Annotated in this window: 15 protein-coding genes; 12 read left to right on the top strand and 3 right to left on the bottom strand. The window is 49.4% G+C overall.

Annotated elements, in window-relative coordinates; translation table 11 throughout:
- The first annotated feature begins 152 nt into the window (after positions 1-152).
- The gene (locus Q0852_RS08975; RefSeq protein ID WP_299017283.1) at positions 153-743 is read left to right on the top strand and encodes a YhgN family NAAT transporter; all 591 of its coding nucleotides are present in this window, start codon (positions 153-155) and stop codon (positions 741-743) included.
- Positions 744-790: 47 nt separating this feature from the next.
- On the opposite strand, the gene Q0852_RS08970 is transcribed toward Q0852_RS08975, so the two are convergent.
- Together Q0852_RS08970 and rsmD are read right to left on the bottom strand one after the other, a co-directional pair.
- Complete coding sequence (locus Q0852_RS08970) at positions 791-1057, bottom strand: DUF1145 domain-containing protein (protein WP_299017280.1); 267 nt, start codon at positions 1055-1057, stop codon at positions 791-793.
- Positions 1054-1659 (bottom strand): 16S rRNA (guanine(966)-N(2))-methyltransferase RsmD, encoded by a 606-nt coding sequence (gene rsmD, locus Q0852_RS08965; protein WP_299017278.1) that lies wholly within the window; start codon positions 1657-1659, stop codon positions 1054-1056. Before rsmD ends, Q0852_RS08970 begins: the two co-directional genes overlap by 4 nt.
- Positions 1660-1743: 84 nt before the next feature.
- Here rsmD and ftsY point away from each other — a divergent pair, with 84 nt between their 5' ends.
- From ftsY to glpD, 9 genes are all read left to right on the top strand, one after another.
- On the top strand, positions 1744-3018 hold the full coding sequence (gene ftsY, locus Q0852_RS08960) for a signal recognition particle-docking protein FtsY (protein ID WP_299017276.1): 1275 nt from the start codon (positions 1744-1746) through the stop codon (positions 3016-3018).
- A 3-nt stretch (positions 3019-3021) separates the two neighbouring features.
- On the top strand, positions 3022-3690 hold the full coding sequence (gene ftsE / locus Q0852_RS08955) for a cell division ATP-binding protein FtsE (RefSeq protein ID WP_299017274.1): 669 nt from the start codon (positions 3022-3024) through the stop codon (positions 3688-3690).
- Complete coding sequence (gene ftsX, locus Q0852_RS08950; protein WP_299017270.1) at positions 3680-4606, top strand: permease-like cell division protein FtsX; 927 nt, start codon at positions 3680-3682, stop codon at positions 4604-4606. Before ftsE ends, ftsX begins: the two co-directional genes overlap by 11 nt.
- Before the next feature lie 122 nt (positions 4607-4728).
- The gene (rpoH, locus tag Q0852_RS08945) at positions 4729-5589 is read left to right on the top strand and encodes an RNA polymerase sigma factor RpoH (RefSeq protein ID WP_299017267.1); all 861 of its coding nucleotides are present in this window, start codon (positions 4729-4731) and stop codon (positions 5587-5589) included.
- 516 nt (positions 5590-6105) lie between these two features.
- Positions 6106-6435, top strand: coding sequence for a thiosulfate sulfurtransferase GlpE (gene glpE, locus Q0852_RS08940; protein ID WP_299017264.1), 330 nt, complete (start codon positions 6106-6108; stop codon positions 6433-6435).
- 20 nt (positions 6436-6455) lie between these two features.
- Positions 6456-7286, top strand: coding sequence for a rhomboid family intramembrane serine protease GlpG (glpG, locus tag Q0852_RS08935; protein WP_299017261.1), 831 nt, complete (start codon positions 6456-6458; stop codon positions 7284-7286).
- 274 nt (positions 7287-7560) lie between these two features.
- Positions 7561-8931, top strand: a complete 1371-nt coding sequence (gene glpT, locus Q0852_RS08930; protein ID WP_299017258.1) for a glycerol-3-phosphate transporter — start codon at positions 7561-7563, stop codon at positions 8929-8931.
- Between the two features lie 97 nt (positions 8932-9028).
- Positions 9029-9790 carry a DeoR/GlpR family transcriptional regulator gene (locus Q0852_RS08925; RefSeq protein WP_299017406.1) on the top strand — a complete coding sequence of 254 codons (762 nt, stop codon included), beginning with the start codon at positions 9029-9031 and terminating at the stop codon, positions 9788-9790.
- A gap of 208 nt (positions 9791-9998) precedes the next feature.
- Positions 9999-11519, top strand: a complete 1521-nt coding sequence (gene glpD, locus Q0852_RS08920; protein ID WP_299017255.1) for a glycerol-3-phosphate dehydrogenase — start codon at positions 9999-10001, stop codon at positions 11517-11519.
- 90 nt (positions 11520-11609) lie between these two features.
- Here glpD and Q0852_RS08915 read toward each other — a convergent pair whose 3' ends face one another.
- Positions 11610-12023, bottom strand: coding sequence for a flagellar basal body-associated protein FliL (locus Q0852_RS08915; protein WP_299017252.1), 414 nt, complete (start codon positions 12021-12023; stop codon positions 11610-11612).
- Positions 12024-12193: 170 nt separating this feature from the next.
- Between Q0852_RS08915 and Q0852_RS08910 the strand changes: the two genes are divergently transcribed.
- Entirely contained in the window at positions 12194-12742 is a 549-nt protein-coding gene (locus Q0852_RS08910; RefSeq protein WP_299017249.1) for a chorismate lyase, read from the top strand.
- Positions 12733-13593 (top strand): 4-hydroxybenzoate octaprenyltransferase, encoded by an 861-nt coding sequence (gene ubiA, locus Q0852_RS08905; protein ID WP_299017246.1) that lies wholly within the window; start codon positions 12733-12735, stop codon positions 13591-13593. Before Q0852_RS08910 ends, ubiA begins: the two co-directional genes overlap by 10 nt.
- Positions 13594-13617 lie beyond the last annotated feature (24 nt).

The following is a 13617-nucleotide window of genomic DNA, read 5'->3' as shown; positions in this document are numbered from 1 at the left end:
GTCTCTCCCGAGAGAATTTACAATCAAGGTGGTAAATTATCGCCACCTTGCTGTTCGTTTGTTATACTTTTCCCCTCTTTGTCAGCTTTCTGGCTGATATCGTTATTTTTCTAAACCTTCATTTTTATTAATCTCTTTCTGAGGTCTGCTCTGTGGAAATTATTTCTGCGGCGGTCATGCTGTTTTTGATCATGGATCCGCTGGGTAACTTGCCGGTAATGTTGTCTATCTTGCGGCATATTGAGCCGAAAAGGCGACGAGTCATCATGGTGCGCGAGCTCCTGATCGCTTTGGTCATCTTGCTGATGTTCTTGTTTGGCGGCCAGAAGATGCTTAATTTCCTTCATGTGTCGTCGGAAACGGTCAGTATCTCTGGCGGTATTATTCTGTTTCTGATTGCGATTCGGATGATTTTCCCGCAACCGGGAGGAGTGACCGGTCTGGCCGCAGGTGAAGAGCCGTTTATTGTACCGATGGCGATCCCGATGATTGCTGGACCCTCGGTACTGGCTTCTTTGTTACTGTTGTCAAACCAGGAGCCGGGTCGAACCTGGGACTGGGTGCTGGCGGTTTTATTAGCTTGGGGCGCCTCGTTTTTGATCCTGATGTTTTATGAAGTGTTCAACCGTCTGTTGGGTGAAAGGGGGTTGAAGGCCGTCGAGCGTCTGATGGGGTTATTGTTGATCATGATGTCGACTCAGATGTTCCTGAACGGAGTCCGCGATTTCTTCGCTTTGGGATAAAAATGGGAAAAAAAAGCGAGCTCATAACCTGAGCTCGCTTTTTTTCTTTACATCATGTGTTTGCGGCGGATATCCAACAGGGCAAAGATACCGAAGATTAGTATCGACCACCTTTCCCAGCGACTCATCGATATCTTGTCGCCGAAGGCGCCAATGAAGATCAGCATCTGCAGACCGTGCATCATCAGCAGGAATCCCGTCATGATATACAGGGCCATAGCGGCAACACTTGGGAACGGGTAAAAAATATTAACGAGCAATACTAGCCAGACGAATCCGATGGCGGCTTTGGCTAATAAAATCAGCGCTTTCATGCTTCCTCTCTTTCAAATAACCGGTAACAAACCTGACCGGTGGTTTTTTCCTTGTATTGATGCCAGTGAGATGGCGTGTCCAGCTCCCCCAGCTCTTTTTCTGCCTCTATATAAATGATGGCATGTGGTGCCAGCCAACCATTGTCTTCCAGTCGATTGATCACATCCTGGAGTAAATCTTTGCGAAATGGCGGATCGATAAAGACGATGTCATACGGCGTTCCCGGTTGGTTAAGAAACGTCAGGCTGTCCGTATTGTGGATGGTGGCATTATCGGCTTCGATGGTGGCGCGGTTTTTTTTCAATTGATTTGCCGCTTTTTTATCCAGCTCGATCATGGTGACGTTTTGCGCCCCACGAGATAGGGCTTCAAAGCTCAGGCTGCCGCTGCCAGTAAACAGATCCAAGCATTTCGCTTCATAGAGGTCTTGAGCTAACCAGTTGAAAACTGTTTCTTTTACACGATCAGTAGTAGGTCTGAGACCTTCAACATCATGGACCGGTAGTTTACGCCCGCGCCAGCGACCACTAATGATTCTCACGAACCCTTCCCGGCGGTTATTTGGCATATTTTGCCCTGATTGTTGTCTGCGTCTCGTCATAGATTTCTTCGACCGATTAGAAAATGATAGTATACACCTGTTTTTAGACTGCAAATTGTACCAATCAAGCTCTAGGATTTGCCAATGGCAGAAAAAAAGAAACGCGGATTATTTTCGTGGCTGGGTTTTGGTTCTGAAGAACAGACCGAGCAAACTGAACAACAGAAAGACCAGCAAGAGGTCGAGACAGAAGCGGGTGCTGTACAAGAAGCGCCGGCACAAGATGATGTAGCGAAAGCAAAGGCAGCAGAAGAAGCTGAGGCTTTGGCGGCAGCGCAGGCAGCAGAAGAAGCTGAGGCTCTGGCGGCGGCAAAGGCTGCGGAAGAGGCTGAAGCTCTTGCAGCAGCAGAGGTTACAGAAGAAGCTGAAGCAGAAAAAGCGGTAGCTATAGATGAAAAGCCGGAAGCGGTTGTTCATGAACAGGAAAAACCAAAAAGTGAGGGTTTCTTTGCCCGCCTGATGCGCGGCTTGAAGAAAACTAAAACTAATTTTGGTTCCGGTTTTGTTGGCTTGTTCCGTGGCAAGAAAATCGATGATGAGCTGTTCGAGGAGCTCGAAGAGCAGTTGCTGATCGCCGATGTCGGTATGGATACCACACTTAAAATTATCGAGAGCCTGACAGAAAAGGCAGATCGAAAGGAGCTTAAGGACGGCGAGGCTCTATATGGCTTGTTGAAGGACGAGCTAGGCGAGATGCTGGAGAAGGTGGAACAGCCACTGGTTGTTGATACTAGCCGTAAACCATATGTGATCTTGATGGTCGGGGTTAATGGCGTTGGTAAAACCACCACAATTGGTAAGCTGGCCAAGCAGTTCCAGAGTGATGGCAAGTCCGTCATGCTGGCTGCCGGCGATACCTTCCGTGCTGCTGCCGTAGAGCAGTTGCAGGTATGGGGTGAGCGAAATAATGTACCGGTGGTTGCCCAACATACTGGTGCTGATAGTGCCTCGGTGATCTTTGATGCAATTGAATCGGCGAAAGCCAAGAATATTGATGTGGTGATTGCCGATACTGCCGGTCGTTTGCAGAACAAAGGCAACCTGATGGAAGAGTTGCGTAAGATTGTTCGTGTAATGAAGAAGGTCGATCCGCAGGCGCCGCATGAAATAATGCTTACCGTGGATGCGGGTACAGGTCAGAACGCCATCAGTCAGGCTAAATTGTTCAGTGAAGTGGCACCGGTTACCGGTATTACGATCACCAAGCTGGATGGGACGGCAAAAGGCGGGGTGATCTTTGCCATTGCCGATCAGTTTAATATTCCTATTCGCTACATTGGTATCGGAGAGGGAATTGAAGACTTGCGCCCGTTTGCCGCCGATGAGTTTATTGCAGCACTGTTTAGTGATGAGGAATAGATAGTGATCCGGTTTCAGCAGGTAAGTAAGGTTTACCGCGGTGGTCGTCAGGCCCTGCAAAAAGTGGATTTTCATCTGCAACAGGCAGATATGGCTTTTTTGACCGGCCATTCCGGTGCGGGTAAGAGTACCCTGCTGAAACTGATCTGTGCGATTGAGCGGCCAAGTGATGGCCAGATTTTTTTCAACGGTCATGATATTAGCCGGCTTGATAATGAGCAGATCCCGTTTTTGCGGCGTAATATCGGGATTATTTTCCAGGATCACAAATTGCTGATGGATCGCAGCGTGTACGACAATGTGGCATTGCCGCTGCGGGTTGAGCTGGCGTCGGAAAATGAAATCAAGCGCCGGGTATCAGCTGCGCTGGATAAGGTCGGCTTGCTTGATAAGGCCCGGTGTCTGCCGATGCAGTTATCCGGTGGTGAACAACAGCGCGTCGGGATTGCGCGGGCGGTGGTCAATAAGCCTCGTTTGCTGGTGGCTGATGAGCCGACGGGGAATCTAGATGCGGCCTTGTCCCAGCAGGTAATGCGGCTGTTTGAAGAATTTAACCGGGTTGGCGTCTGTGTTTTGATGGCGACGCACGATACTTCGTTGTTGACGACTCATAACTATCGGCGTTTAGACTTACAGCAAGGACATTTGAGGGAGTTGGCAAGTGGCGCGTGAGCAAACCGGCTTTTTTGCCGTGCATAAGCAACAATGCCTGGGGGCGCTGACGGAGATGATGCGGCGGCCGTTGGGTAATATCCTGACACTGGCCGTGTTGTCTTTTGCGTTGACGTTGCCGGCCAGCTTCTATTTGTTAGCGAAGAATGTGGCCTTGATTGCCCAGGCCTGGCAGAGCCCGACTCAGCTGACATTGTATCTGGAGCAGAGTATTTCTGATCCGATGGCTGATCAGTTCAGCGAACAGCTGCGCGGTTGGCCGGAGATAGAATCGGTAGAATATATCCCGCCGCAGCAGGGCTTGCAGGATTTTCGGGAGCATGCAGGCTTTGATCAGGCCTTGAGCCTGCTGGATGAGAACCCGTTGCCCGCCGTGGTGGTCGTTCGCCCGGCTGGTGAGTGGCAAACCAGTGAGCGCGCGACTCAACTGGCTGCCAAAATCCGGACTGAACCAACCGTTGATGAGGTTCGTCTTGATAGCGACTGGTTGCAGCGGCTGGCTGCGATCAAAGAGCTGGCGGTGACTTTAGCCCTGCTGATATCCGGATTGATGCTGTTTGCAGTTTTTCTGATTGTGGGTAATACCTTGCGGCTTCAAGTACAGAACCATAAAGATGAGATCCAGGTAATGAAACTGGTTGGGGCAACAGATAGTTTTATTCTGCGGCCTTATCTGTATACCGGAGTCTGGTATGGTCTGATCGGGGCTGTTGTTGCCTGGGTGTTGACGGCAATCGTGACTATACTTCTTGATAGTGCGGTGGCAAAACTTGCCTCGTTGTATGACAGTAGCTACCGTCTGGTCGGTTTACGCTGGGACGAAACTCTGATTTTGTTCATGGTTGCCTCGTTTCTTGGCCTGTTGGCAGCCCGCCTTTCTGCTGGCCGCCATTTGAAAGAAATTGAACCTATCTGACGTTTTTAACTCTATAAATGGTGTAAATTACGCGACTTGCTTGCAAAGGTGCTTGTTTTCTGGGCATCATTGCAGGTTCAAGTGATTTCTCATTGGTACAAAAAACACACGAGGTTGATTGAATGGCACAAGAGATGACTTCAATGGCTCTAGTTTCTGCGGAGAGTCTGGATGGTTATATCCAGAGCGTTAACAGCTATCCGATGCTGTCGGCGGAGCAGGAGCGTGAGTTAGCTGAGCGTCTTCACTATGATGGTGACATCAATGCGGCGAAAGCCTTGGTTATGTCTCATCTGCGCTTCGTGGTGCACGTTGCGCGTGGTTATTCAGGTTATGGCCTACCAATGGCGGATCTGGTTCAGGAAGGTAATATTGGCCTGATGAAGGCGGTGAAACGCTTTAATCCTGAAGTCGGTGTGCGTCTGGTGTCGTTTGCTGTGCATTGGATCAAAGCCGAGATCCATGAATATGTTCTGCGTAATTGGCGAATTGTTAAAGTTGCGACTACCAAGGCGCAGCGTAAATTGTTCTTTAACTTGCGTAAGGCGAAAAAACGCCTGGGTTGGTTCAACAATGACGAAGTCGAGATGGTAGCTGCACAGTTGGGTGTTGATGCTAGCGAAGTGCGCGAGATGGAATCGCGTTTGGCTGCTCAGGATCCGGCTTTTGAGATGCCGTCTGAAGATGATGATCGTGACGGTGGCTATACTGCTCCGGTTTACTTCCTGGAAGATAAGTCATCAGACGTTGCACTGAGTTATGAAGAAAATAACTGGGAAGCTCATGCCAATAATCGCTTATCTTCGGCTTTGGGTGGTTTGGATGAGCGAAGCCAGCATATTGTTCGCTCCCGCTGGTTAGACGATCAGAAAGCGACCTTGCAGGAACTGGCTGACCATTACGGGGTTTCTGCAGAAAGGATCCGCCAGCTGGAAAAAAATGCGATGAAAAAGCTAAAAGAAGCTGTTGGTGATGTGATCTAAGGATCTTCGAAAATTATCCACATAATTGAATTTAAGGAAGCCGGCTTAGAGCCGGCTTTTTTGTGCCTAATTTCTGGGAGATATATCACATATGTGAGTAGCTCTGTGGATCAAATGGAATTTTATCCACAGCTTTTGATCGGATCCGATCTATATATAGTGGATCTAAGTTGGAGAAAACACATTATCAACGCTATTCACAGTTTTTTCCACAGCTGGTGGTAAATTGAGCAATGATGGTGGTGGGAACTGGGCGGACCGTTAGCTGAGCCTTGCTCCACCTGATCTCTGCAAGAGAGCTACTTGCTTGTGATAGCCTTACTTTCTGCATGAGGTTGTGAGTAACTTTGTGGGGTACAATATTTGGCGGCGGCAAGGTCAGGCGGTTAGCCTATCTGGGATCCTAAAACGGACGATCATCACATTTTGAACCGCCATAAAGATCAAACCGTACAGATAATTAAACAATAAAAAAGCTATTGGCAGAAATAACCAGATTTGAGAAAGAGGCAGTCCATGGAACAGTTTGAACATATTTCAGTAGAGCAGGCTTATACCTTACTGCAGCAGCACAATTTACAGGCTGTGTTAGTAGACATTCGTGATCCGCAGTCATTTGCTCAGTCACATGCTGAGGCTGCCTTTCACCTGACTAATGATACAATAGTCGAGTTTATGGACCGGGTTGATTTTGAGCAGCCAGTGGTCGTGATGTGTTATCACGGGATCAGCAGCCAAGGAGCGGCACAATATCTGATTAATCAGGGTTTTGAGACCGTGTATAGTCTTGATGGTGGGTTTGAGGCCTGGCGGCGCCAAGCTTACCCTTGTACTCAACAGGTATAGGCCTGTTTTCGGAGAAAGAGATGCATCGTTTAGCCGGACTTAACAACCCACGCCAGGCCCAGGCGTTTATTGATTATATGGCTTCAAGGGGGATAGGTTTGACTTTGGCCCCGGAGCCGGAAGGGATGTTTGCGATTTGGCTGAATGATGTGCAGCACCTGGTGGAGGCGCAGGCGGAGCTTAATATGTTCCTGGCCAATTCCAGTGACACTAAATATCAGGCGGCTTCTTGGGAAGTGGCCGAGACGAGAACGGCAAAGTTTTATTATCGAAGTCCGAATTTGCTGGCGATTATCAAATCCGGGGCTGGCCCATTCTGCTTGTCGGTGATGGTTGCGGCTATTGCGATTTATGTATTGTGGTTGCTTGGCTTGCAGAAACCGGTGTTTGATGCATTTCACTTTCCGTTTATGGATGGGGATCAATGGCAGCCCTGGCGCTTTTTTTCCCATGCTTTGCTGCATTTTTCGATGATACACATCCTTTTTAACTGTCTTTGGTGGTGGTTGCTGGGAGGGCAGTTAGAACGTCATAGCGGGAGTGCCAAGTTGGTACAGGTCTTCTTATTTTCCGCCTTGGTCTCCGGTTTTGCCCAGTTCTGGTTGCACGGCCCAAATTTCGGTGGCCTGTCCGGTGTCGTGTATGCCTTGATGGGATACATCTGGTGGATGGGCTGGTTGGCTCCCGGCCGCGGTCTGGCGATACCTAAACCTTATGTCGTCTTTATGTTGGTTTGGTTGGTATTGGGCTTTGCTCAACCATTTGGTATGACGGTGGCCAACATGGCGCACTTGTTTGGCTTGATAAGTGGCTGTGGCCTGGCGCTGCTGGATGCAAAGCTTCGACACTAATATATAATCTCCGGTTTAATTTTTAAGATTAAGACGAATGGATGTTCTCCTTATTTGTTGACTTGCTTTGTTTTATTCGGATACAGGTCAAAGTTTTAGAGTAAAAGCACCATTATTGAGAATTAAATCTTCGTTTTTGATTCTTTTCACATTTTAAATTCATCATTCGAGCAATAATTTGCATACCTTGAGCGCAACCGGTTATGTCGCTCGCCCTACATTTGCGTTTACGCAAAAAACATCGCTAAAACAACAAAATTTTAAGGAACATCTTATGTTTGGCATCTTCAAACCTGCTGCACATACGGAGCGTCTCCCCGACGGGCAGACTGATCCCGTATACAAGCGCCTGCGTTGGCAACTCTTCATTGGTATTTTCTTTGGCTATGCCGGTTACTACCTGGTTCGTAAAAACTTCAGTCTGGCCATGCCTTACCTGATTGAAGAATATGGCTACAGCCGTGGTGACTTGGGTGTGGCTCTGGCTGCCGTTTCCATTGCTTACGGTCTGTCCAAGTTCCTTATGGGTAGCGTTTCGGACCGTTCAAATCCGCGCTACTTCCTGGCGGCTGGTCTGTCGATGTCGGCAATTGTCATGCTGTGCTTTGGCTTTATGCCTTGGGCTACCAGCAGTATTGCAGCCATGTTTATCCTATTGTTCCTGAACGGTTGGTTCCAGGGAATGGGGTGGCCAGCATGTGGCCGGACCATGGTGCACTGGTGGTCTCGTAAGGAGCGTGGTGAGATTGTATCGGTCTGGAACGTTGCCCATAACGTTGGCGGCGGCTTGATCGGTCCGATGTTCCTGTTGGGTCTGTGGGCGTTCAATGATGACTGGCGCACAGCTTTCTATGTACCAGCGTTCTTTGCCTTGTTAGTTGCAGCTTTCACCTTGCTGGTGATGCGCGATACACCGCAGTCTTGTGGTTTGCCATCAATCGAAGAACACAAGAATGATTATCCTGACAGCTACGACGAATCTCACGAGAAAGAGATGACGGCGAAGGAAATCTTCTTCAAGTATGTGTTTAACAACAAGCTACTTTGGTTCATTGCGGTTGCGAATGCCTTCGTATACATGATCCGCTACGGTGTGCTGGACTGGGCGCCGGTTTACCTGAGCGAAGCGAAACACTTCACAGTGGATAAGTCATCTTGGGCTTACTTCCTGTACGAGTGGGCAGGTATCCCAGGTACGCTACTGTGTGGCTGGATGTCGGATAAATTCTTCAAGGGCCGCCGTGCGCCTGCGGGTATCCTGTTCATGGCTCTGGTTACTGTGGCTGTACTGGTTTACTGGTTCAACCCAGCTGGTAACCCAACCATCGACATGATCGCATTGGTTGCTATCGGCTTCCTGATTTACGGTCCGGTTATGCTGATTGGTCTGTACGCGCTTGAATTGGCACCGAAGAAAGCGGCAGGTACTGCAGCTGGCCTGACTGGTCTATTCGGTTACCTGGGGGGCGCTGTAGCTGCAAACGCTGTCTTGGGTTACACCGTTGACCACTTCGGCTGGGACGGTGGCTTTATGGTGCTGACTGCATCGTGTGGCTTCTCTATTTTCTTCTTGACCCTGGCATTGATTGGGGAAAGTAAGCTGCACAAAGAAGCGGTGAAAGCTCCTGCGGAACAAAAAGCGTGATTGAGAGCGCCATCATTGGCATCTTAGTAACGCTCTAGGTAATATGACAAGGCTTCGCATTCGCGAAGCCTTGTTGCAACTAGGAGCATCGTCTGTAGTGAAGCAAAGCAAACGTCATCAGGAAATTATCGATCTCGTTAAAACCCATGGTTACGTCAGCACTGACGATCTGGTTGAGCGTTTTAACGTGAGCCCGCAAACAATCCGTCGTGATTTAAACGAGTTGGCCGCGGATAATCAAATTCGCCGTCATCATGGTGGTGCGACCATTCCTTCAAGTTCCGTCAATACCTCATACACTACCCGAAAAGTGATGCAGCTGGCCGAGAAGGACAGTATTGCTCTGGCAATGGTGAAGCATATCCCTGACGGAGCTACGTTATTTATTGATATCGGTACGACACCTGAAGCGGTTGCCCGTGCTTTGCTCGATCACAATGACCTGCGCATCGTGACCAATAACTTAAATGTCGCCAGTATCCTGACTTGCAAAGATGATTTCCGGGTTATCCTGGCCGGTGGTGAGGTGCGTAATCGCGACGGTGGGATTGTTGGTGAGGCGACCCTGGACTTTATCTCTCAGTTCCGGCTGGACTTTGGCATTATGGGGATCAGCGGCATTGATTTGGATGGTTCATTGCTGGATTTCGACTACCATGAAGTTAGGGTCAAGCAGGCCATTATCGAAAACAGTCGTTGTGTGATGCTTGGCGTCGACCATACCAAATTTGGTCGTAATGCCATGGTTAACCTAGGTGACATCAGTCAGATAGATATGTTGTTTACTGATCAGGAACCACCGTCTGAACTGTCCAAGCGTTTGGTGGAAAACGAAATCCATACCGAGATCATTCGCTAGTTCGCCAATTGTCACGATATTGCCGATTTTTTATAAGCGGGCTGCCAGAAATGGCAGCCCTTTTTTGTTAAATCCATATTAATAGCAGGGTTTTTGTAACAAATCGAAAACAAAAAAGGATGATCTCAATCAATTGATGGTCTATTATGTTCGATATCGAACATAAACGAACATTTTTGAGTTGGCTAAATTTCGATTGAGGTGTGCTATGCGGGAAGCAACAACGGAAGTCTTGGATTTGATTGTCGTCGGTGGCGGAATTAACGGTGCTGGTATTGCTGCTGATGCAGCAGGGCGTGGGTTACGCGTGGGCTTGTTTGAAGCGACGGACTTTGCATCGGCGACGTCGTCAGCTAGTTCCAAGTTGATCCACGGCGGGTTGCGCTACCTCGAGCATTACGAGTTTCGCCTGGTGGGCGAAGCACTGGCTGAGCGTGAGGTACTGCTTCGAAAAGTGCCGCACATTGCTCGCCCTATGCGTTTTCGTTTGCCGCACCGCCCACATTTGCGCCCAGCCTGGATGATACGCGCCGGTCTGTTTCTTTATGACCATTTGGGTAAGCGGACGACGTTGCCTGCCAGCCACGGAGTGACATTTGGTAAAGATTCGGTATTGATCCCGGAAATTACCAAAGGGTTTGAATACTCTGATTGCTGGGTTGATGATGCTCGCCTGGTCATACTGAATATCATGGAAGTGGCAGCCCGCGGTGGTGAAGTCCGTAACCGCTGTAAGGTGGAGAAAGCCGTCAAGGATGGGAAGCTTTGGCGGGTCACGGTTCGTGATACCTTGTCTGGTGAAACGTTTGAGCGTCAGGCTCATGCCTTGGTGAATGCTGCCGGTCCGTGGGTGAAGGCCTTTTATGATCAGAGTCTGGAAACGGCATCACCGCGAAATATCCGGTTGATCAAAGGTTCACACATTGTGGTGCCGCGAGTACATGAGCAGCCTCAGGCATACATTCTGCAAAATGAAGATAGCCGCATTGTGTTTGTGATCCCTTATCTGGATCGTTTCTCTATCATTGGAACAACGGATGTCGAATATCAGGGCGATCCTCGAGAAGTGGTTATTGATGAGAATGAAGTTAGCTATCTGCTTGATGTCTATAACAACCATTTTTCCAGCAAGCTGCAACGTGAAGACGTGGTATGGACCTACAGTGGTGTCCGGCCGCTCTGTGATGATGAGTCGGATTCACCGCAGGCGATCACCCGTGACTATACGATTGAGCTTGAACAGGAAGAGGGGAATGTGCCGCTGCTGTCGATTTTTGGTGGCAAGCTGACGACCTACCGCAAGCTGGCTGAGGCCGCGATGACTAAGCTGGCCCCGTTTTTCCCGAACATGGGCACCTCCTGGACGGCTGATGCCTACCTGCCCGGTGGCGAAGCTGGCTTTGATGCCCGGCAGTTCGCGGTCAAGCTACAGCAACAATGCCCGTGGTTATCGGACTTTACCGCTGAGCGGATGGCAACGAATTACGGTACCTGTGCCCTTAAGCTATTGGAAGGAGCTAATTGCGAAGCCGATATGGGCCTGCATTTTGGCGAAGGGCTGTATGCAAGGGAGCTGGACTACCTGATGGTTTATGAGTTCGTTCAGGTTGCCGAGGATGTCTTGTGGCGACGTAGCAAGCTGGGTTTGTATCTTGATGCCGGGCAGCAGCAAGCGGTCGCGGACTATATCGATGCTCAGCGAGAAGCTCGCTCGGTTGCCGCAGCGTAATGCAAAGATGATTAAAAAGAGCGCTCACTGAGCGCTTTTTTGTTACCTCTTAATTCTCGCCGCTAGGCCAGATTATTATTCAATTTTGTATTACTGGTAGAGGTATTTAGTAAACAACAGCTCGGTCAGTATTTTTCGGTTGGTTTCCGCAATCAGGAGCTCATTGGCTTTATTGAGGCAAGCTTGTCGGATACTTTCACGTCCGGCCAGTGATTTTATCTTGGCTTCAGGTTGGTGGCCAATGATGCTGATGATAGCGTCACGGATCAGCGGCGCGTGGTGCTCGACGTCTTTTATCAGCTCAGGATCGGCCACCATCAGGTCGACCTGCAGCCGTAGATAGCCAATGCGTTTTCCTTGGGTGAAATAGTTTGTCGTAATATCCGGAGCCAGGGTGTAATAAGTGTATTGCGGGGTAGCAGCTGGACTTTCTTCAGCCGAAGCGTAAATCGGTGCCAGCAGTGCGGCAAAGAAAAGGGTGATGCCTAGGATTGTCGGTTTCATTATTACACTCATGGATTTGTCGGCCTTTTAAGGTAATGAATTGCTTTCTTTCGATCGTAACGATATTCGTACCCGTTACAGCTTGCTACAATAGTGTTTCCTCATGGTAATAAATTAACCGTATTCTACCAAGCCCTAGATGACTGGTTGGTGGGATTTTTATTGGAAAGATGTCGAAATTCAAGCAGTTATATAAACCCTTATTGGCTCGTGCCAGATGGCAGGCACCGGCAGAAACGGCCATTGAAGGGACTGAGTTTGGGCATTGGTTGCTTGAACCGGACTCGTTATCACGCCGTTTTCAGCGCCATTGTGACCATTTTAGTGTGTCATTGATTGAGCAGTTGAAGATTGGAAAGTCACAGCTGACGGACGACGAACGGGCATTGATTGGTGATGTTGACTGTCTGGTACGTAAAGTTGTGCTGAAGGGAGATGGAGTCGCTTGGGTTTTTGCCCGTACTTTGATCCCTCTGTCGACTCTGACCGGTCAGGAGAGCGATCTCGAGCAGTTGGGCGAAATGCCGTTGGGCTTTAGGGTCTTTACTGATCGCAGTGCCCGGCGTGATGCCTTGGTGGTGGCGAATGTCGGCACTCCTGAAGAGCCGATGTGGGCCCGGCGTTCACGGTTGTGGATTAACGGTAAACCCCTGCTGGTGGCAGAGCTCTTTTTAGAAGCGGCCCCGGTTTATGCGAAGGAGACTCAAAGTTGGAAATGAGCAAAGCGAAGGCCTATTGGCAATTAGCACGGTTTGATCGTCCGATTGGTAGTTTGCTACTGCTTTGGCCGACCTTGTGGGCATTGTTTCTTGCCGCCGACGGTTTGCCGGATCCGCATGTCCTGGTGGTTTTTGTATTTGGAGTGATTTTCATGCGGGCTGCTGGCTGTGTGATTAATGACTTTGCTGATCGAAACTTTGATGGTCATGTTAAACGGACTGCTCAGCGGCCGATGCCGTCGGGCAAGGTGACAGAGCGTGAAGCGTTGGGTCTGTTTGGTTTGTTGGTACTGGTGTCTTTCTTGCTGGTGCTGACCATGAACACCTTGACTATCATGCTGTCTGTCGTTGGTTTGCTGCTTGCTGCGGCCTATCCGTTTATGAAGCGTTATACCCATTTGCCGCAGCTGGTATTGGGCGTGGCGTTTGGCTGGTCGATCCCGATGGCTTATGCGGCACAGGCCGGTGAGCTGCCAACGGTCGCTTGGCTTCTGTTCATGGCTAATATTTTGTGGACTATTGCCTACGATACTCAGTATGCGATGGTTGACCGGGATGACGACCTCAAAGTCGGGATCAAGTCGACAGCGATTCTGTTCGGCCGATTCGATAAAATTATTATCGGGTTATTGCAGCTCGGTACACTGGTATTTCTGATTGCCGTTGGTGCGATGTTGTCGCTGGGCCAGGTTTATTTCTGGTTCCTGCTGCTGGCCTCGGCCTTGTTTGTTTATCAGCAGATGCTGCTCCGGGGGCGTGACCGTGAACCCTGCTTCAGGGCGTTCCTAAACAATAACTACGTTGGCATGCTGGTATGTATAGGTATCGCTGTGAGTGCTTGCCTTGGCTGATCTGCTGCTGACTGTTGATTTTAA

Source organism: uncultured Photobacterium sp. (genome assembly GCF_947502415.1).
In the GTDB taxonomy this organism is placed as follows: Bacteria; Pseudomonadota; Gammaproteobacteria; order Enterobacterales; family Vibrionaceae; genus Photobacterium.
This window is presented reverse-complemented; position numbering and strand designations above follow the sequence as displayed.